We start from the raw sequence: 19,217 nt of genomic DNA on the forward strand, positions 1-19,217 counted from the left end.
ATCAAGCCGCTATAGGCTGCCGATCATGATAGAGCCCCAAAATCTCGTTTCCGCCCCCCGCTCGCCCTGGCGCCGACGTTTCGATCGACTGGCCACGGGGCTCATCGCGGCGGGCGGTATCGGCGTGATCGTGGCGGTCATGGCGATCGGGGCTTTCCTCGTCGTCGAGGTGTTGCCTGCCCTGTTCGGTGGCCGGCTGGAGATGGAACGCGTGCGGCTCGCGCTGACGCCGATGGCCTGGGGGACGCTGAAGGCGGCCCTGTGGGCGATGATCTTTGCCGTGCCGCTGGCACTGGGGGCCGCCATTCACTCGGCGCTGTTCATGACCCAGCGCTTGCGCAGCCGCATGAAGCCGACCCTGGAAATGATGGAGGCCATGCCGGGTGTGGTGGTCGGCTTCGTGGCCGGGCTGGTCATGGCCCCCTGGATCGAGCGTCATCTGGCCGGTGTCCTGACGCTGATGCTGGTGTTGCCCCTGGGGGTGCTGCTGGCGGCGGGCCTCTGGCGCCGCTTGCCGTCGGGCTGGCGGCGCCGGCTGTCGCTGGCACGCGCCGGGCTGTGGCTCGTTCCCTGGCTGCTGCTGCTGGCGCTGGCGACCTTTGCGCTTGCACCCTGGCTCGAGGGGCTGCTGTTCGGCGGCGACCTGCGGGTGTGGCTGGATCGTGAACTGGGGCTCGACTACGCCACGCGCAATGCCATGATCGTGGGCGTGGCCATGGGGTTTGCCGTCATGCCCAGTATCTATGCCCTGGCCGAGGATGCGCTCTCCGGCGTACCGAGCCGACTCGGCGAGGGTGCCCACGCGCTGGGTGCCACGCGCTGGCAGACGCTGCGGCGGGTGGTGCTGCCGGCGGCGTCACCGGGTATCTTCGCCGCCGTGATGATCGGTACCGGGCGCGCCGTGGGCGAGACCATGATCGTGCTGATGGCCAGCGGCAATGCCTCCTTGATGAGTTTGAGCCCGTTCGAGGGCATGCGCAGCATGGCGGCCGGCATCGCCGTCGAACTGCCCGAGGCCGTGCCGGGCAGCGAGGCCTATGTGCTGCTGATGCTGGCGGCCCTGCTGCTGTTTCTGTTCACCTTCCTGGTCAACACCTTGGCCGAGGTGGTGCGTAGCCGCCTGAGACGGCGCTATCGCTGGCTGGGTGGTGCGGCATGAGTCGACGTCTGCCGCGTACCGAGGGCCCCTGGGCCTGGCTGGCCGCCGGCAGCGTGGCGCTGTCGCTGCTGATGCTGGGCGGTTTGCTGCTACTGCTGGCGGTGCGCGGCCTCGGGCACTTCTGGCCCGCCTCGGTGACACTCGTCGAGCTGGAGGATGGCCGTCTGCTGGCGGGGCAGGCAGTGCGCGAGCTGCCGCTGAAACATCGGGCCGGACGCGAGCGGCTCTACTTCACCGGCAACCGCGACCTGGACGGCCATGTCTGGCACTGGCTGCCGGTGGACACCATCGTGGCCAGCGAGCGGCCAGCCGAACTGGTGGTACTGGAGCGCAGGCGGCACGGCGCCTTCATCGGCCGTCTGCTGGCGGTGGGGGAGTCCGATGCGCTGCTGTCGGCGCAGTCCCGGGAAGCGGCCTGGACCGGGTTAGAGGCGCGTTTGGCGGAGCTCGAGGCGCTGCGTGACGAGCATGACCGGCTGCGCCGTGACGTGCTGCGACCGCTGATTCGACGTCTGGATGCCCGTCCGGACGACACGGCAGCCCGCCAGGCGCTGGCCGAGGCCAATGCGCGAGTGCGTGAGCTGCAGCAGGCCATGGGCGGGCAGGCGGCGCTGCTCGAAAGCGTCGATGGGCGTCGCCTTGTTCAGCCCCTCGATGAAGTGCTGCGCGCCTGGCAGCCCAACGCCATGTCGCTTGGCGAGAAAGGCGGGGCCTGGGCGCGGGGGGTATGGCGCTTTCTGTCCGAAGGACCGCGGGATGGCAACACCGCGGGAGGGGTATGGCCGGCGATCTTCGGCACCGTGCTGATGGTGCTGCTTATGTCGCTGCTGGTGACGCCCTTCGGCGTGCTGGCCGCGGTCTATCTCAACGAGGTGGCTCACCAGGGGCGGTTGACGAATCTGGTGCGCATTGCGGTGCGTAACCTGGCCGGGGTGCCTTCCATCGTCTACGGCGTATTCGGGCTGGGGGTCTTCGTCTACGGCATTGGCGGTACCCTGGACGACTGGTTCTTCAGCGATGCCCTGCCGTCACCCACCTTCGGTACCGGCGGGCTGCTGTGGGCCTCGCTGACCCTGGCGCTACTGACCCTGCCGGTGGTGATCGTGGCCACCGAGGAGGGCTTGGCGCGGATTCCGGTGCAGCAGCGTGAAGGCGCCCTGGCGCTGGGGGCCACACGGCTGGAGACCCTGATCCGGGTGGTGCTGCCCATGGCGGTGCCGGCCATGCTCACCGGGGTGATCCTGGCCGTGGCCCGCGCCGCCGGCGAAGTAGCACCGCTGATGCTGGTCGGGGTGGCCAAGCTGGCGCCGCAGATCCCGGTGGACGGCGAGTTTCCTTTCCTCCATCTTGATCGAAAGTTCATGCATCTCGGCTATCACATCTTCGATACGGCCTTTCACGGCAACGACGTCCAGGCGGCGCTGCCGCTGGTCTACGCCACGGCGCTGCTGCTGGTCATGGTGATCCTGGTGCTTAACCTGACTGCCATATTTCTGCGGCATTATTTTCGTTCGCGCCACGGCGTGCAGCCGCGCCCATGAGGAGAAAACGCCCACCGATGACCCTATTGTCACGCTTCCAGCCGTCCGCCCCGGGCTCGATCATCGACTTCGATCCCACCGCCAGCTGCTTCGAGATCGAAGGGGTGAGTCTGGCTTACGGCGGCAAACCGGCCCTGCGCGACATCACCCTGCGCGTGCCGCGGCATCGGGTCACGGCGTTCATCGGGCCTTCCGGCTGTGGGAAATCGACGCTGCTGCGGCTGCTGAACCGGCTGCATGACCTCAACGAGGAGGTCGGTCACAGCGGCCGGATCCTGCTCGAAGGCGAAGACATCCACGCCCCCGAGGTGGCCGTGGATGAGCTGCGGCGGCGAGTCGGCATGGTGTTTCAGGTGCCTAACCCGTTCCCCATGTCGATCTACGAAAACGTGGCCTTCGGCCTGCGTCTGCAGGGCGGGCTGACGCGTCGGCGTATGGACGACATCGTCGAATGGGCGCTGCAGTCGGCAGCGCTGTGGGATGAGGTGAAGGATCGGCTGCGAGCATCGGCCTGGTCGCTGTCCGGCGGCCAGCAGCAGAGGTTGGTGATCGCCCGCTCGCTGGCGGTACGCCCCGAGGTGCTGCTGCTCGACGAGCCGGCCTCGGCACTGGATCCGATCTCCACGCTGAAGATCGAGGAGCTGATCCGCAGTCTAAAGTCGCAGCTCACGCTGATCCTGGTCACCCACAACATGCAGCAGGCGGCGCGGGTCTCCGACTACACCGCCTTCCTGCAGGATGGCCAACTGGTGGAGTACGCCCCCACCGATACCCTGTTCACCAACCCCAGTCTGCGCAGTACAGAGAACTACATCACCGGCCGTATGGCCTGATCCAGGCCGCCCGAGGAGAAGCACCATGGACATCACCAGCGATACCCACAGTCAGCATATTTCCCGCCAGTTCAACCAGGAGCTGGAAGCCCTCAAGACCCAATTGATGACCATGGGCGGGCTGGTCGAGCAGCAGGTCCAGGAGGCGATCCAGGCACTGCTCGAGGGCGACAGTCGTCTGGCCGAGAAGGTGCGCGACCGCGACCGCGACGTCAACGCCATGCAGCTCAAGATCGACGACGAGTGCACGCGGGTGCTGGCACGGCGTCAGCCGGCCGCCTCCGATCTGCGGCTGGTGCTGGCGGTGATCCGCGCCACGGCGGATCTCGAGCGCATCGGCGACGAGGCGAGCAAGATCGCGCGCAACGCCCTGACCCTGATCGACAACGGCAACAACGTGCGCGGCCTGGTAGAGGTGCGCCACATCAGCGAGCACGTGCGCGGTATGCTGCGCGACGCGCTGACCGCCTTCGCCCGCTTCGATACCGAGCTGGCACTGCGTGTGGTGCATGAAGACGAGTCGGTGGACGACGAGTACGGCAGCGCCATGCGCTCGCTGATGACCTTCATGATGGAGGACAGCCGCGCCATCGGCCCGGTGCTCAACGTGATGTGGATCCTGCGTGCCTTGGAGCGGGTCGGCGACCATGCCGACAATCTGGCCGAATACGTCATCTATCTGGTCAAGGGGCTCGACATCCGCCACATGGACCCGGACAAGATCGACGAGGATGCGCTCAAGCGCAAGGGCTGAGGTTCATGCTGGACGCCTTCACGGCACTCAATCGCGGGACGCGACTGGTCTACGGTCGCGGCCTGCGCCGCTACGTCTATGCGCCGATCGCCGTCAACCTGACGGTGTATGCAGCCATGCTCTACTTCGTGGTGACCCGCTTCGGCGGTTGGTTGGAGGCGTGGATGGCCATGGTGCCGGCCTGGCTCGGCTGGCTGGAGTGGTTGCTCTGGCCGCTGTTCGTGCTGAGCCTGGTGTTGATCGTGGTCTTCACCTTCACCCTGGTGACCCATCTGATCGCCGCCCCTTTCTACGGCTTTCTGGCGGCCAAGGTGGAGGTTCGGGCCACCGGCCGACCGCCGCTGGATGACCGTGGCCTGGCGCGCACCGCGGTGGACGCCCTGGGCCGCGAGCTGGTCAAGCTGGGCTACATCCTGCCGCGGGCGCTGGCGCTGTTCGTGATCAGTTGGATACCCGCGCTGAACGTGTTCGCCCCCCTGCTCTGGGCCCTGTTCTCGGCCTGGATGATGGCGATCACCTACCTCGACTACCCCATGGACAACAACAAGGTGACCTTCGCCGACATGCGCCGCCGCCTCAGCGCGCACTCCTGGCAGACCCTAACCTTCGGCGGCTGGGTGACGCTGATCACCTGGATTCCGCTGGCCAACCTCTTCCTGCTGCCCGGTGCCGTGGCCGGCGCCGTGCTGATGTGGGACCGCCACTATCGCGGCGAGGGGGATGTCGCCGCCACCTGAGACGCATCCTGGGGCGGTGCCGCGAGGATCAAGCACCTGTCATTCGATCAGCTGCTGCTTCGGCCGCCACCAGCCGCTCGGCGGGGAAGACGCAGCGGAACAGCGCGCCCTGGCCGGGGCGGGATTCGATTTCCAGGTAGGCGTCGTGGCGCAGCAGCACGTGCTTGACGATGGCCAGCCCCAGACCGGTGCCGCCGGTCTCGCTGCTGCGGCCCTTGTCGACCCGGTAGAAGCGTTCGGTCAGGCGCGGGATGTGCACGGAATCGATGCCTTCGCCGTTGTCTTGCACCTCGAGGCACGCGCCCTTGGGGTGTGCCTTCCAGCGCAGCACGACCTGACTGCCCTCCGGGGTATAGCGCACCGCGTTGAAGGCCAGGTTGGACAGGGCGCTGTGGATCTCGGTATCGCTGCCGACCAGGCGGCGAGCCTCCTCCAGCTCGACGCGCACCTGCTGGCGGCTCGCCGCCAGCGCCTGGGCGTCGCGGCGTACCTCCTCGAGCAGGGCGTCCATGGCCAGCGGCAGATGGTCCTCGCCGCCGCGGTCGATCTCCAGGCGTGACAGCAGCAACAGGTCGTTGACCAGATTCTGCATGCGGTTGGTCTGCTCCTGCATGCGGGCCAGCCCCTGTGCCAGCCGCGGCGGCAGCTGCTCGGCGTAGGTGGCATAGGTCTCGAGATAGCCTGCCAGCACCGTCAGCGGGGTTCTCAGCTCATGGGAGACGTTGGCGACGAAGTCGCGGCGCATCTCCTCCAGGCGATGCAGGCGGGTGATGTCTCGCGCCATCACCAGGCGCTCGTCGTCGCCGTAGAGAGTGATCTGGAACTGCAGCACCATGCGTTCGTTCACCGGCGAGCTCAGCGTCAGCGGCTCGCGGTAGTCGCGGGCATTGAAATAGGTGACGAAGCGCGGGTCGCGGATCAGGTTGGTGATGTGCTGGCCGCGGTCGTGGGCGGCCTCGAGCCCCAGCATGCGCTCGGCGGCGCTGTTCCACCATTCGAGGTCGCCGTGCTGGTCGAGCATTACCACGCTGTCGCGCATCGCCTCCGAAGATTCCTGGATACGCTTGAGGGTCGTCTGCAGGCGCTGCTGGGTCTGGCGCTGACCTTTCTGGTAGCGGTACAGGCGATCGAACAGTTCGCCCCACAGGCCGGTGGCTGCGGGCGGTTCGCTGTGCGGGTTGCGCGTGAGCCAGCGACGCAGGGCGTGCAATTGTCGCAGATGATAGGCCAGACGCAGGGCGAGCCCGAGGGCCAGCCCGAGTCCGGGGGCGGAAAACAACCAGCCGACGAGGGCGCCGGCGATAGCGAGCAGGCCTAGGCGCCAGAGTTCATGGCTCCAGAGGCGCACGTCAGCCCTTGCTGGAGAAGCGGTAGCCGGTGCCGCGCACGGTCTGGACCAGATGCTGGTGGGCTTCGCCCAATGCCTTGCGCAGGCGGCGAATGTGCACGTCCACGGTGCGCTCCTCCACATAGACGTTGCCGCCCCACACCTGATCGAGCAGCTGACTGCGGGTATAGGCCCGCTCCTGGTGGGTCATGAAGAACTGTAGCAGGCGGTACTCGGTCGGGCCCATCTCCAGTGGTTTGCCATCGGAGCTGACCCGGTGGCTGACGGGGTCGAGCACCAGGCCGTCCACTTCCACCGGCTCCTCGACGCCCTTGGGCGTAGTCCGGCGCAGTACCGCCTTGAGTCGAGCCACCAGCTCCCGCGGCGAGAAGGGCTTGGTGATGTAGTCGTCGGCACCGGCTTCGAGACCGAGGATCTTGTTGTCCTCTTCGCTCTTGGCGGTGAGCATGATGATGGGCAGCTCGCGGGTGGCTTCCTCGCGCTTGAGCCGGCGCGCCAGCTCGATACCGCTGGTACCGGGCATCATCCAGTCGAGCAGCAGCAGGTCGGGTTGGTTGTCGACGATCATGGTGTGGGCGCTCTGGGCATTAGCGGCTTCCAGCACGCGATAGTCGGCCATCTCCAGCGCCACCGCGATCATCTCGCGGATTGGCGCTTCGTCATCGACGATCAAAACGGTCTTGGCGGTCATCCCGAAGCCTCGCGGTCAGTGACGGGTCGGTGACGATCTCACCATGTGATCATGACATTTGCATGACACTGCCGCCAGTGGCTTTAGACGCCGGTGATGGGCCACAGGCTCAGCGCGATGCCGGCGAATACCAGCAGGCCTGACCAGTGGTTGTTGAGGAAGGCCTGAAAGCAGCGCTCACGCTCGCGGCCGCGAATCAGGAACTGCTGGTGCAGGAAGGTGGCGGCCATGCCGGCCAGGCCCAGCCAGAAGAATACGCCGAGGCCCAGACGTAGCCCGGCCCAGCCCAGCAGGCCCAGGGTAATCAACTGCAGCAGGCCGATCATGACGCGGTCGGCGCGGCCGAACAGCACCGCGGTGGACTTGATGCCGATCCTCAGATCGTCGTCGCGGTCGACCATGGCGTATTCGGTGTCGTAGGCCACTGTCCAGGCCAGGTTGGCGGCGAACAGCAGCCAGGCTTCCAGAGGTACGTGGCCCAGTACCGCGCCGAAGGCCATGGGAATGGCCCAGGAGAACGCTGCACCGAGGAACAGCTGGGGCAGGTGGGTATAGCGCTTCATGAATGGATAGATGAAGGCCAGCGCCACGCCCACCAGCGACAGCATCACGGTGAACAGGTTGGTGAAGAGCACCAGCACGAAGGCCGAGGCGACCAGGCCGGCGAACAGGCCCTTGGCCTCGCGCTCGCTGATGCGTCCGGTGGCCAGGGGGCGGTCCTTGGTGCGCTTGACGTGGCCGTCGAAGTGGCGGTCGGCGTAGTCGTTGATCACGCAGCCTGCGGCGCGCATCAGGTAGACCCCGGCAACGAAGATCAGCAGCAGATGCCGCTCGGGCAGCCCTTGCGCGGCCACCCACAGCGCCCACAGCGTGGGCCACATCAGCAGCCAGGTGCCGATGGGGCGGTCCAGCCGCATCAGGTGCAGGAAATCGGGCAGGCGGGCCAGCCCCTTGGGGCGCATCAGGGAGCGATCCATCGGTATCTCCTCATTCGATGCCGATCATCCTAGCGTGTCGGCAGTTGCAGTTCATCCGCCATGGCGTCGAGAAAGAACTCCTGCACCAACACCGCGAAGCGGCGGTGACGAAACACCGAGCGACGCCCCCAGGGACCGGGCAGCGGGTGAAAGGGAGCCGGCGCGGCAGTGACCTCGATGGGGCCGCGCTCGAGGTCGGGCTGACGGAACAGCCAGCTGCCCAGCGAGCGCTCGCCCAGTCGCTCGAGGCGCTGACCGCGCAGCTGCGCCAGCGGGGCCACCGAGCGGGCCACCACCCAGGGGCGCCCATCGAGACACAGGGCCACTTCCCGCAGCCAGGCCATGCGGTCGAGAGGCAGGCCCATGGCACGGGCCTCGTCGGGGCGAGGCCGCCCCAGACGCTGTTCGAGCAGGCGCACGCGGAAGGTTCGGCCGTTGCCGGCCTCCGTCAGGCGCGCAGTGAGCGAGTCGCGGGTCGCCACCCAGGCCCACCAGGCCGGGCTCATGGCCGGCCGGCCCGCGGCCAGAGGGCGCCAGGCCAAGGACAGGGGTGGCTTGCCGTGGTGCGCCGTGGGGTTGCGGGTCACCTGCTCTCTCCGGTCGAACTAGGGGCGCATAGTGTAACATGCGACCTGAACGAATCTGACCGAGCCGTGGCGCGAGCCGGCGGCCCCCGTGCGAGACAAGGACCCCATGACCGCTCCTCTGACCATCATCGGATCCGGCATGGCAGGCATTGGCCTGCTCAAACAGTTGCGCACCCTGGATACCGAACGTCCCGTGACACTGATCACCGCCGACAGCGGCGATGACTATTCCAAGCCGCTGCTCTCCACCGGCTTCGCCAAGCGCTTGCCGCCCGAGCGGCTGGCCACGCGCACCGCGCTGGAGGTGGCCGATCAGTTGGGCGCGGTGTTGCGCACGCACACCCGGGTCGATGCCATCGATCTCGACGCCCGTGCCCTGCACATAGGCGAGGAGCGACTGGCCTGGAGCGAGCTGGTGCTGGCCACCGGTGCGGCACCCGGTACGCCTTTCGCCATTCCCGAGGGAATCGCAGAGCGGGTGTTCAGCATCAACGACCTGGACGACTACCGGTGCTTTCATGCCGGCCTCGAGGCGCTGGGCCGGCCGGCCAGGGTGGCCATCGTCGGTGCCGGCCTGGTGGGCTGCGAGTTCGCCAACGACCTGGTGGCGGGAGGTCATGCGGTGAGCCTGGCCGCACCTGAGCGAGCGCCGCTGCCGCGCCTGCTGCCGGAGCCTCTGGGCAAGGCCCTGGGCGAGGCCTTCGTCGAAGCCGGTATGGGGCTCTATCTGGGACACGGCCTGCAGCGGCTGGCACAGCGCGGCAGCGACGTGGGGCTCGAGCTCGACGATGGCAGCATGCTCGAGGCCGATCTGGTGCTGCTGGCCACCGGCCTGCGACCGCGTATCGAACTGGCTCAGGCTGCCGGACTGCAGGCCGGGCCGGCAGGTATCCAGGTCGACCGCTACCTGCAGACCTCGGCTGCCGGTGTCTTCGCCCTCGGCGATGTGGCCTGTGTGGACGGGGTCAATGCTATGTACGTGCAGCCACTGCAGGCCAGCGCCAAGGCGCTGGCGCGCACGCTTGCCGGATCGCCCACTCCGGTGAGCTATGGCGCCTGGCCGGTGCTGGTGAAGACCCCTCTGCTGCCGGTGGTGTCCCTGCCGCCGCTGCAGACGCCGGCGCGCTGGCGAGTGGAGGGCGAAGGACGCGATCTGGTCGCCCTTGCCGAAGATCAAGACGAACGTTTGATCGGCTTTGCGTTGACAGGAGGCTGCGTGAAGCGGAAAGTTGAGCTGGCGCGGGCAACGCCGCCGTTGCTAGGCTAGTGTCGTCATCGCACCGGCTGGCTTCGTTGCCCGGTGCGTCGATGATCGCCGCGCTTGACGCTTCAGGAGCAGGGGAAGAACCCAAACAAAGGGGGACGGGCTCTCCCGGGTAAAGTGGCAGTTATCATCAACTTGACTCGATCGTGAATAACAACATACCGGCATGTTGCCGGGGTAGAGCCAATATCAGGAGGGCTGTATGCGTAAACCAGAACTTGCCGCAGCAATCGCCGAGCGTGCGGAACTATCCAAGGACAAGGCCAGCCAGGTGCTCAACGTCATCCTTGACGAGATCACCGGCAGCGTGGCTCAGGGGCAGGACGTCTCCCTGATCGGTTTCGGTACCTTCACCGTGCGTGAGCGCGCCGCTCGCACCGGCAAGAACCCGCAGACCGGCCAGCCGTTGGCCATCCCGGCCAGCAAGACCGTTGCCTTCAAGCCGGGCAAGGGGCTCAAGGACGCCGTCGGCAAGGGTTGATCCGAACTCGGATCACACCCGGCGCGGCCTGCCTCGTCAGGCCGCGGTACCCCCACCACCTGCGCGAAATGGATTCGACATGAAGCTGCGTCTGATGCTTTGGCTGCTTGGGTGGATGCTGAAACGCGCGCTGCGTCGCAAACCGCGTTTTCGCGAGCAGCTCACCGAGATGCGCAGTCTCGACTGGGGCATTGCCACCGAAGATCTCTCCATTGCCCGTCATTACCGCATGACACCCCAGGGCATCCAGGTAGGCGCCGGGCTGCCGGTGGACCTCGACCTGGAGCTGCGCTTCGACGATGAAGCCACCGCCATTCGCGTGCTGCGCAAGCCGACCCAGCAGGCCTTTCTCGACGGCATGATGGCCGGTAAGGTGCGTCTGGTGGGCGATTCGGGCGACCTCAAGAAGCTGCAGAAGCTGCTCAAGCACCTCTGAATCCGCATCATTTCACGTATCATCGAGCCTTCAATCGGCGGAACATGACGTGGACATCCCCCACCAGCGTCTGGTCTATTTCAGAGTCACCCTCGAGTCGGGCTCGGTGCGCCAGGCCGCCGCTCGTCTGGATATCGCGCCGTCGGCGGTGAGCCGTCAGATCAGCCTGTTGGAAGAGGCGCTGGGCGCCACGCTGATCGAGCGCAAGCGCACGGGGATTCGGCCCACCCCGGTAGGCGAGATGCTGCTGGAGTACTGCGAGCGCCGCGGTGCCCTGGACGAGAGCTTCATCGCCTCGCTGGAAGCCTATCAGCGGCTGGAGACCGGCACCGTATCGCTGGTGGTGGGAGAAGGCTTCGTCGGCGACCTGGTGGCCAAGCCGCTGCGCGAATTCACCGAGCGTTATACCGGTATTCAGATCGACATCCACCTGGCCGGCACCTCCGGCATCATCGAGGCGGTGATCAACGAGCAGGCGCATATCGGCCTGATGTTCCATGAGCGCACCCATCACCAGCTGCGCTTCTGGGTGTCGAGCCCGCAGCCGTTGATGGCCATTCTGCCGCCCGAGCATCCGCTGGCCGAAGAGACGAAGCCCTTGACCCTGGCGCAGCTGAGCGAGGCGCCCATGGCGATGTGGGACCCCAGCCATCAGGTGCGCCATATGGTGGACGAGGCGTTCCATCAGGCGCGGCTGCGGCCGCGCATGGCCATGAACACCAACTCCATGGCCATTCTTGCCCAGTACGTGCGCAGCGGCATGGGCATCACCCTGCTGCCGGCCTTTGCCGTGGCGGATGACCTGGCAGAGGGACGTCTGGTGGCACGTCCCGTCGACGACCCGCTGTTCCAGCGCTCCCAGGCGCACATGGTGACCCGTATCGGCCGCCAGCAGCCCAAGGCCAGCATTCTGCTGCTGCGTCACCTGCAGCGCTGGATGCAGGCCTTCCAGAACGTCGACTCGACTTCGAACCGCTAACCCACGCCGCTACCATAGCCCATGGCCACGCTGGCTTCGCTGGCGGTCTCCACCCATACGCTCTGCGGCAAGGTGTACTCGCGCAGGCCGTCGAGGCCGCTGGAACGGCCGAAGCCGCTGTCGCCGAAGCCGCCGAAGGGCGACATCACGCTGATTGCCTTGTAGCCGTTGATCCACACCGTGCCGGCACGCAGCTGGCCGGCCACCCGGTGCGCACGGGCCGGGTCCTGGGTCCACACCGCGCCGGCCAGGCCGAAGCGGGTAGCGTTGGCCAGGCGTACGGCGTCCGACTCGTCGTCGAAGGGCATTGCCACCAGCACCGGGCCGAACACCTCCTCGCGGGCGATCTCCATTTCCGGGGTAACGTCGATCAGCACGGTGGGCGCCAGGAAGTAGCCCTGCGCCTCCTCGGGCAAGTCGGCCGGGCGGCTGCCGCCGACGATCACCCGCGCGCCGGCGGCCACGGCGTCCTCGATCATACGCGTCACGTGAGCATACTGGCGGGCGTTCTGCAGCGGCCCCATGCGGGTCGCCTCGTCGCCGGGCAGACCGACTTCGATCCCGGCCGCGGCACGCGCCAACCGCTCGGTCACCTCCGCGAAGGCCTCGCGCTGGACCAGCAGCCGCGAGCCGGCCACGCAGCTCTGTCCCGCCGCGGCGAAGATTGCCGCCTGGGCACCGGCCACGGCGGCATCGAGGCTGGCGTCGGCGAAGACGATGTTGGCCGACTTGCCGCCCAGTTCCAGCACGCTCGGCACCAGCCGCCGGGCAGCGGCCTCGGCGATCAGGCGACCGCTCTGGGGCGAGCCGACGAACACCAGTTTGCTGATGCCTTCGCTGCCGGTGAGCGCCGCGCCGGTGCTCGGTCCCAGGCCGTTGACGATGTTGACCAGCCCTTGGGGCAGGCCGCCCTGCTCCAGCAGCCGGGCAATCGTCACCGAGGTGAAGGGGGTGAGCTCCGAAGGCTTGAGTACCACGCCGTTGCCGGCGGCGATGGCCGGGGCGAGCTGCCAGGCGCAGGTGAACATCGGCGCGTTCCAGGGCGTGATCTGGCCCACCACCCCATAGGGCACGTGGCGCACGTAGTTGAGGTGGCTGGTGGGTACCGGAATCACCTCGCCGTGCTGCTTGTCGCACCAGCCGGCGTAGTACTCGAACATCTCGCGCACCTTGCCGACCTCGCCGCGACAGTCGCGGATCGGCTTGCCGGCCACCACGCTCTCGAGCTGGGCCAGCGCCTCCTCGTGGCCTTCGAGGCCGCGTACGGCGGCGTTCATGCGCCGGCCGCGCTCGCTGGCGGTGAGCGCCATCCAGGCCTGCTGTGCCCGTGTGGCGGCGGCAACGGCGCGCTCGACCAGGGCCGGGCCGGCGTCGCGATAGTCGAGCAGCGCCTCGCCGGTGGCGGGATCGATCAGCGTGATCGACTCGCCTTCGCCCGGGCAGGGCGCGCCGTCGATCCAATTGGAGAGCGGCGTTGCGCCCTGAAGGCCGAAGCCATCGAGCAGCTTCGAGATACGCTCCCGGGCCTGGCGATTGAGACGGTTCATGATGCGGTCTCCTCGGTGGCGGCAGCCAGCAGCGCGCCGGCGATACGGTTGAAGTCGTCGCTATCGGCGGGGTGCGCGGGATCGGCGTGCCACGCCTCGACCACGGCTTGGAGCAGGCCCGGCGGCATGTCGAGGCGCTCAGCGGCGTCGCGGGCCAGGCGCAGGTCCTTGCGCATCAGGCCGGTGGTGAAGCCGGAGTCGAAGCGCCCGGAGAGAATCCATTCGGGGAAGTTGACCTCACTGACCGCGCTGCGCCCCGAGCCGCTGTTGAGCCCGGCCAGACAGGCGGCGGGATCTACCCCGGCGCGGGCGGCCATGGCCACCGCCTCGGCAGTGGTCAGCAGGTGGGCGGCGCACAGGTAGTTGTTGGCCAGCTTGACCACATGACCGCTGCCCGGTCCACCGACGTGGGTGTAGCGGGCCGACATCGCCTCGAGCATTGGCACCAGGCGCTCGATGGTGGCCGTCTCGCCGCCCAGCAGCATGCCGAGCTTGCCCGTCGCCGCCCCCTTGGGACCGCCGCTGACCGGGGCGTCGAGCCACGCCAGCCCGGCGGCCTCGACCTTGGCGGCCAACTCCCGACTGACCACCGGATCCGAGGTCGAGGTATCGACGATGACGCTGCCCTTCGGCGCCAGGCCGAGCAGACCGGGCGAAGTTTCGATCACCTCTCGCACTTGGGCCGAGGTGGGCAGCGACAGCAGGTAGACGTCGCACGGTGGCAGTTCGTCGGGGGCGACCACAGGCAGCCCTTGCTCGGCCAGGCGCTGGCGGGCGCTGTCGAACAGGTCGCTGCCGGTGACGTCGAAGCCGGCGGCTTGCAGGGTCAGGGCCATGTTGCCGCCCATCTGGCCGAGGCCGATAACGCAGATTCTCATGCTCGTTCCTCAAGAAGATGCAGGATGTCGTGCCTGGCAGGCGCGTCGATCCGGGCCGCAGCGACGCTGCGGCCATGGAAGCAGTGGCGAAAAGCGCCGTCAGTCGACGAGCAGGGTCGTGACCAGCGCCTGCCAGTACGCCACGCCGAGCGGGGCGATGGCGTCGTTGAAGTCGTAGTGCGGGTTGTGCAGGGCGGCGCTCTCGACACCGTTGCCGAGCCAGATGTAGGCGCCGGGGCAGGCCTCGAGCATGAAGGCGAAATCTTCAGAGGCCATGCTCGGCGGCAGGTCGCGATGCACGCGGCTGATGCCCGGCAGCGCTTCGAGCACCCCGGCGCAGCGTGCCGCATGCTCGGGTGCGTTGATCGTGGCGGGGTAGCGCGATTGATAGTCGAGTTCGACTCTGAGGTCGTGGAACCCGGCCAGCGCCTCGACGGCTTGACGAAAGCGTCGCTCCAGATAGGCACGCAGCTCGCCGTCGAAGCAGCGCAGGGTGCCGCGCAGCTCCACCGTCTCCGGAATCACGTTGAAGGCATCGCCGGCGTGGAACTGGGTGATGCTGAGAACCGCGCTCTGGTGGGGCGGCGTTTCGCGGCTGATCAACCCCTGTAACTGGCTGGCTAGCTGACAGGCAGCCAGGATGGTGTCGCTGCCCAGGTGGGGCATGGCGGCATGGCAGCCGCGCCCGCTGAGCTTCAGGGTGAAGACGTCGAAGGCCGCCATCACCGCGCCGTCGTGCACCGCCGCCTCGCCCACGGCGAGCCCGGGCCAGTTGTGCAGGCCGTAGACGGCGTCCATGGGAAAGCGCTCGAAGAGCCCCTCCTCGACCATCACCCGGCCGCCGCCCTCGCTCTCCTCCGCCGGTTGGAAGATGAAGTACACCCGCCCGGCGAAATCGGGGTCGGCGGCCAGCGCATAGGCCGCCCCCAGCAGCATGGTGGTATGTCCATCGTGGCCGCAGGCGTGCATCTTGCCCGGTATGGTGGAAGCGTGGGAAAAGTCGTTGGCCTCCTCGACGTCGAGTGCATCGATATCGGCCCGCAGCCCGATGGCGCGCCCAGGGCCGCGCCTGCCGTCGAGAATCGCCACCACCCCGGTGCCGCCGCCCAGTCCGGTGGCGACCTCGAGCCCGGCCTGGCGCAGCAGCTCGGCAATGCGGGCCCCGGTGCGATGCTCCTCGAAGGCGGTCTCCGGGTGGCGGTGGAAGTCGTGTCGCCAGGCTGCGAGGCGGTCCGGTGTCGGCAGCAGGCTGTCATCCATGAGCGGCTCCTCAGATAATCAAATGGGCAATGAACGCCGAAGCAACGAAGGTCCCGGTGAAGACCAGCAGCGAGACGATCACCAGTTTCCAGCCGGTCTGGCGGAACATGGTGAACTCGCGGCCGGTCAGCGCCAGGCCGGCATAGGCCAGCACCGGGGTCACCACGGCGAGAAAGTTCACGTGGGCGAGCTGACCGACGATCCAGCCATTGCCGGGGAAGAAGGGCAGCGTCATGACGATGCTGATCAGCGAGACCCAGGCCACGCTTGGCAGGTAGAACGGCGCGAAGCGGCCGATGAGCAGGCCGATCATGACCATGACGTAGAGCAGCAGCATGCCGGGCAGCGCCTGGTGCAGCGGGGCGCCATGCACGATGTTGGCGATCCACGCGGCGACGCACACCACGGCCAGCAGCAGGGCGGTCTTGCCGAGCTGCTGCTCGGGGCGCAGCTCCTGAAGGGCGGAAGCATCGAAACCGGTACTGGGTGCAGTGGTATCAGAGGGTTTCATTGCGAGCCTCCTTGAGCTTGGCGCCGCCGAGGCGCTTGTAGAGCCATTCGGCCGTGGGCAGGGCGATGAACAGGGAAACGTAGAGACCGGTGGCGTAGGTCAACAGGTTGCTGGCGCCGGAGAAGGCCAGCAGGTCGTCGCGCAGGTGCGGAGCGGCTTCGGCCAGGGCACCCGAGCAGGCCGCTACCATGCTGCCGCTGCCTACGCCACAGGCCATGGCCAGGGCACGGATGTCGAGGATGTCCAGCGAGGCGAGATAGCCGGCCATCAGCGCGAAGTAGAGGGTACCGAACATGGTGCCCACCACGTAGACGCCCATGATGCCGATGCCCTCGGGGCTTCTCAGGCCGTACTTGTCCGAGATGATGGCGATGTTGGGCTCGCGGGCGATGGAGTAGGTGGCGCCGATGGCCTCGCGTCCCATGCGCAGCACCAGCACGGCGAAGGGCAGCGCCAGCAGCATGGTGCCGAGATTGCCCAGCTCCTGCAGGATCAGGGCCGGCCCGGCGGCGATGATCTGTTCGATGGCCGGCCCGATGGTGGAGCCGAACTTGGCGATGAAGGGCAGGATCGAGATCATGATCAGCGGCCCGGCGGCATTGCTGACCGGCTTGGGAATCACCCGCTGCATGCCCGAGAACAGGTGCGGATTGAGCAGCACGCCAATGATGAAGGCGTAGAACAGCGGCAGCAGCAGCAGCGTGCCGGGGCCGAGGGGGATGCGCAGTATGCCGATCCACTCGGCTAGGAGAGACGCCAGTATCACCGTCAGGTGCAGGCGCCAATTGAGCAACAGCTTCATGTCCATTGGGTTGTCCTTGTCGTGTTAGGGGACTCTTCGAGTATCGAAAGGTGGGTGTTCCAATGATAGGCGGCCGGTGTTCTGCTTTTTGTTACGCGCGTAACGGTGCCGCTGGGGGCGGGCTGCTGTGTGCCGAAGGAAGGTTGGGCTTTATACGAAAGTCTAGTGTCGAGTAACATGACGATGGCCATTCCCAAATAAGTCGAAAACATGCCGACCTCGCTCTCCCTGTCGCTGCGGCGTCTGTGGACGCTGGACAAGTTCGCCTACAGCCTGCGGGTATTTCTCGCTTTCAGCGGGGCGCTGCTACTCAGCTGGACGCTGGCCGACATCGGGCTGGTGATCCCGCTGTTCCTCGGCATCATCGCCAGCGCCCTCTCCGAGACCGATGACAGCTGGCAGGGCCGTCTGCAGGCGCTGGTGGTCACACTGTTCTGCTTTGCCGCCGCCTCGCTCATCGTGCGCTGGCTGTTTCCCTGGCCGTGGCTGTTCGCGCTGGGGCTGGGGCTTGCCACCTTCGTGCTGGTAATGCTGGGCGCCGTGGGGCAGCGCTACGCCACCATCGCCTCCGGCACGCTGATCCTGTCTATCTACACCATGATCAACATCGAGCATCATGGCGGCGTACCCCAGGCGGGCGATTGGGGCCAGACGCTGCTGATCCTCTCCGGAGCGGCCTGGTACGGGGCGATCTCGGTGATATGGTGCGCGCTGTTCTCGCGTCAGCCGGTCAAGCAGAGCATGGCCCGGCTCTATCGCGAGCTGGCCCGCTACCTGATACTCAAGGCTACCCTGTTCGAACCGCTGCGCGGTGTCGACGTCGAGGCACGGCGTCTGGCTCTGGCGCGGCAGAACGGCCGGGTGGTGGAGGCGTTGAATCTGGCCAAGGAGACGATCTTCCGTCGTCTCGAAGGGCAGCGCGGAGAGAGCAAGCTCAACCGCTACCTGCGCATCTATTTCGTTGCCCAGGACATCCACGAACGGGCCAGCTCATCGCACTATCCCTACGCGCGGCTGACCGAGGCCTTCTTCCACTACGACGTGCTCTTTCGCTGCCAGCGCCTGCTCGATCAGCAGGGCCAGGCGTGCCGGCGGCTGGCCAAGGCGCTGCTGCTCAATCAGCCTTTCGAACACGATCAGAGCGAGCAGGCGCTGGCCGATCTGCGCGCCTCCATCGATCATCTCAAAGGCATGCGCAACCCCGCGTGGCGCGAGCTGATGCCGCCGCTCAACGCCCTGGCCGACAACCTGGCCAGTCTCGAGAGTCAGTTGGTCCTGGCGCACAATCCCGACAGCGACTCGAGCCCCGGCGACACCAGCCTCTTCGACCGCTCGCCCGGCAGCGTGAAGGACGCCTGGGAGCGTGTTCGCCTCAATCTGACGGTGGCCTCACCCACCTTCCGCCACGGGCTGCGGTTGGCCGTGGCGCTGCTGGCCGGCTACGGGGTACTGCACCTGATCCATCCAACGCAGGGCTTCTGGATCCTGCTCACCACCCTGTTCGTATGCCGTCCCAATTTCGCCGCCACTCGGCGTTTCCTGTCCCAGCGTATCGTCGGCACCGTGCTGGGCCTGGTGGCGGGCTGGGTCTCGATCACGCTGTTCCCGAGCCCCCTGTTGCAGACCTTGATCGCGGTAGCCGCGGGGGTGACCTTCTTCGCCACGCGGGAGAGGCGCTATGTGATCGCCACCGCGGCGATCACGCTGCTGGTGCTGTGCAGCTTCAATCAGGTGGGTGATGGCTTCGATCTGATCTGGCCGCGGCTCTTCGATACGCTGATCGGTGCCACGATCGCCGGGGCCGCGGTGTTCCTGATCCTGCCCGACTGGCAGGGCCGGCGGCTGCATCGCCAGGCTGCCGCGGCGCTGCAGGCGAGCCGGCGCTACCTGGAGGAGATCCTGCATCAGTACGCCAGCGGCAAGCAGGACGACCTGGCCTACCGCCTGGCGCGGCGCAACGCCCACAATGCCGATGCGGCGCTGTCGACGATGCTGGCCAACATGCTGCAGGAGCCGGAGCACTACCGGCGGCGCGACGCCGACGACGGCTTCCGCTTCCTGGTGCACTCGCATACGCTGCTGGGCTATCTCTCGGCGCTGGGCGCCCATCGCCACCGGCTCGATGCCGAAGAGGCCGACGCCCGACTGCTGCCGAACGGCGAACGTATTGCCGAGTACCTCGCCGCGCTGGCCGAGCGGCTCGAGCGGCGCCAGCCGGTGGCTGAGTTGGCGGCGGAGCGCGAAGCCCTGCTGACGAGCCTGGAGCAGGAGGTGCTGCAGTCATCGGAAGAGGAGGAGCAGGAGTACCGGCCCATGCATGGCCAGCTGCTGCTGGCCGCACGCCAGCTGACGCCCCTGAGCGAGGCCGCCGAGCGGTTGGTGGCGATGCGCGACCGCCGTGAGCGCGAGGCCCTGAGCGCCGCCGGCTAGGA

The 19,217-nt window shown here is 67.3% G+C and carries 19 protein-coding genes; 10 read left to right on the forward strand and 9 right to left on the reverse strand.

Annotated features, from left to right (window positions below; all coding sequences use genetic code 11):
- Positions 1–25: 25 nt before the first annotated feature.
- From HOP58_RS01295 to cysZ, 5 genes are read left to right on the forward strand one after another with little or no spacing between them, the layout of a single operon-like run.
- Positions 26–1,159: an ABC transporter permease subunit gene (locus HOP58_RS01295; RefSeq protein ID WP_234259295.1), complete on the forward strand. Its 1,134-nt coding sequence runs from the start codon at positions 26–28 to the stop codon at positions 1,157–1,159.
- Positions 1,156–2,700, forward strand: a complete 1,545-nt coding sequence (gene pstA / locus HOP58_RS01300; protein ID WP_234259297.1) for a phosphate ABC transporter permease PstA — start codon at positions 1,156–1,158, stop codon at positions 2,698–2,700. The genes HOP58_RS01295 and pstA overlap by 4 nt, the downstream gene beginning before the upstream one ends.
- A 17-nt stretch (positions 2,701–2,717) precedes the next feature.
- The gene (gene pstB, locus HOP58_RS01305) at positions 2,718–3,533 is read left to right on the forward strand and encodes a phosphate ABC transporter ATP-binding protein PstB (RefSeq protein WP_234253434.1); all 816 of its coding nucleotides are present in this window, start codon (positions 2,718–2,720) and stop codon (positions 3,531–3,533) included.
- A 25-nt stretch (positions 3,534–3,558) separates the two neighbouring features.
- Positions 3,559–4,287: a phosphate signaling complex protein PhoU gene (gene phoU, locus HOP58_RS01310; RefSeq protein WP_010625927.1), complete on the forward strand. Its 729-nt coding sequence runs from the start codon at positions 3,559–3,561 to the stop codon at positions 4,285–4,287.
- A gap of 5 nt (positions 4,288–4,292) precedes the next feature.
- Complete coding sequence (cysZ, locus tag HOP58_RS01315) at positions 4,293–5,024, forward strand: sulfate transporter CysZ (RefSeq protein WP_234259299.1); 732 nt, start codon at positions 4,293–4,295, stop codon at positions 5,022–5,024.
- Between the two features lie 28 nt (positions 5,025–5,052).
- Here cysZ and phoR read toward each other — a convergent pair whose 3' ends face one another.
- From phoR to HOP58_RS01335, 4 genes are all read right to left on the reverse strand, one after another.
- Positions 5,053–6,372 (reverse strand): phosphate regulon sensor histidine kinase PhoR, encoded by a 1,320-nt coding sequence (phoR, locus tag HOP58_RS01320; protein ID WP_234259301.1) that lies wholly within the window; start codon positions 6,370–6,372, stop codon positions 5,053–5,055.
- A 1-nt stretch (position 6,373) separates the two neighbouring features.
- A complete protein-coding gene (phoB, locus tag HOP58_RS01325; protein ID WP_234259302.1) occupies positions 6,374–7,063 on the reverse strand; it encodes a phosphate regulon transcriptional regulator PhoB in 690 nt (229 codons plus the stop codon).
- A gap of 83 nt (positions 7,064–7,146) precedes the next feature.
- Positions 7,147–8,040, reverse strand: a complete 894-nt coding sequence (gene ubiA / locus HOP58_RS01330) for a 4-hydroxybenzoate octaprenyltransferase (RefSeq protein ID WP_234259303.1) — start codon at positions 8,038–8,040, stop codon at positions 7,147–7,149.
- 29 nt (positions 8,041–8,069) lie between these two features.
- Entirely contained in the window at positions 8,070–8,627 is a 558-nt protein-coding gene (locus HOP58_RS01335) for a chorismate lyase (RefSeq protein ID WP_234259304.1), read from the reverse strand.
- A 106-nt stretch (positions 8,628–8,733) separates the two neighbouring features.
- Between HOP58_RS01335 and HOP58_RS01340 the strand changes: the two genes are divergently transcribed.
- From HOP58_RS01340 to HOP58_RS01355, 4 genes are all read left to right on the forward strand, one after another.
- Positions 8,734–9,894: an FAD-dependent oxidoreductase gene (locus HOP58_RS01340; RefSeq protein WP_234259305.1), complete on the forward strand. Its 1,161-nt coding sequence runs from the start codon at positions 8,734–8,736 to the stop codon at positions 9,892–9,894.
- A 199-nt stretch (positions 9,895–10,093) separates the two neighbouring features.
- Positions 10,094–10,372, forward strand: coding sequence for an HU family DNA-binding protein (locus HOP58_RS01345; RefSeq protein WP_010625919.1), 279 nt, complete (start codon positions 10,094–10,096; stop codon positions 10,370–10,372).
- Between the two features lie 79 nt (positions 10,373–10,451).
- Positions 10,452–10,808, forward strand: coding sequence for a hypothetical protein (locus HOP58_RS01350; RefSeq protein ID WP_010625918.1), 357 nt, complete (start codon positions 10,452–10,454; stop codon positions 10,806–10,808).
- 49 nt (positions 10,809–10,857) lie between these two features.
- Positions 10,858–11,787 carry a LysR family transcriptional regulator gene (locus HOP58_RS01355; protein ID WP_234259306.1) on the forward strand — a complete coding sequence of 310 codons (930 nt, stop codon included), beginning with the start codon at positions 10,858–10,860 and terminating at the stop codon, positions 11,785–11,787.
- Here HOP58_RS01355 and HOP58_RS01360 read toward each other — a convergent pair.
- The 5 genes from HOP58_RS01360 to HOP58_RS01380 all read right to left on the reverse strand — a co-directional run bounded on the left by HOP58_RS01360 (position 11,784) and on the right by HOP58_RS01380 (position 16,791).
- On the reverse strand, positions 11,784–13,334 hold the full coding sequence (locus tag HOP58_RS01360) for an aldehyde dehydrogenase family protein (RefSeq protein WP_234259307.1): 1,551 nt from the start codon (positions 13,332–13,334) through the stop codon (positions 11,784–11,786). The genes HOP58_RS01355 and HOP58_RS01360 overlap by 4 nt on opposite strands.
- The gene (locus HOP58_RS01365) at positions 13,331–14,212 is read right to left on the reverse strand and encodes an NAD(P)-dependent oxidoreductase (protein ID WP_234259308.1); all 882 of its coding nucleotides are present in this window, start codon (positions 14,210–14,212) and stop codon (positions 13,331–13,333) included. The genes HOP58_RS01360 and HOP58_RS01365 overlap by 4 nt, the downstream gene beginning before the upstream one ends.
- A 99-nt stretch (positions 14,213–14,311) precedes the next feature.
- Positions 14,312–15,472, reverse strand: coding sequence for an amidohydrolase (locus HOP58_RS01370; RefSeq protein ID WP_234259309.1), 1,161 nt, complete (start codon positions 15,470–15,472; stop codon positions 14,312–14,314).
- A gap of 10 nt (positions 15,473–15,482) precedes the next feature.
- A complete protein-coding gene (locus HOP58_RS01375) occupies positions 15,483–15,983 on the reverse strand; it encodes a hypothetical protein (RefSeq protein WP_234259310.1) in 501 nt (166 codons plus the stop codon).
- A complete protein-coding gene (locus HOP58_RS01380) occupies positions 15,970–16,791 on the reverse strand; it encodes a DUF3100 domain-containing protein (protein ID WP_010625912.1) in 822 nt (273 codons plus the stop codon). Before HOP58_RS01380 ends, HOP58_RS01375 begins: the two co-directional genes overlap by 14 nt.
- Before the next feature lie 204 nt (positions 16,792–16,995).
- On the opposite strand from HOP58_RS01380, the gene yccS reads away from it, so the two are divergent.
- Positions 16,996–19,215, forward strand: coding sequence for a YccS family putative transporter (yccS, locus tag HOP58_RS01385; RefSeq protein ID WP_234259311.1), 2,220 nt, complete (start codon positions 16,996–16,998; stop codon positions 19,213–19,215).
- The last annotated feature ends 2 nt before the right edge of the window (positions 19,216–19,217 follow it).

This window comes from Halomonas sp. MCCC 1A11062 (genome assembly GCF_021404355.1).
Classification (GTDB): domain Bacteria; phylum Pseudomonadota; class Gammaproteobacteria; order Pseudomonadales; family Halomonadaceae; genus Halomonas; species Halomonas aerodenitrificans.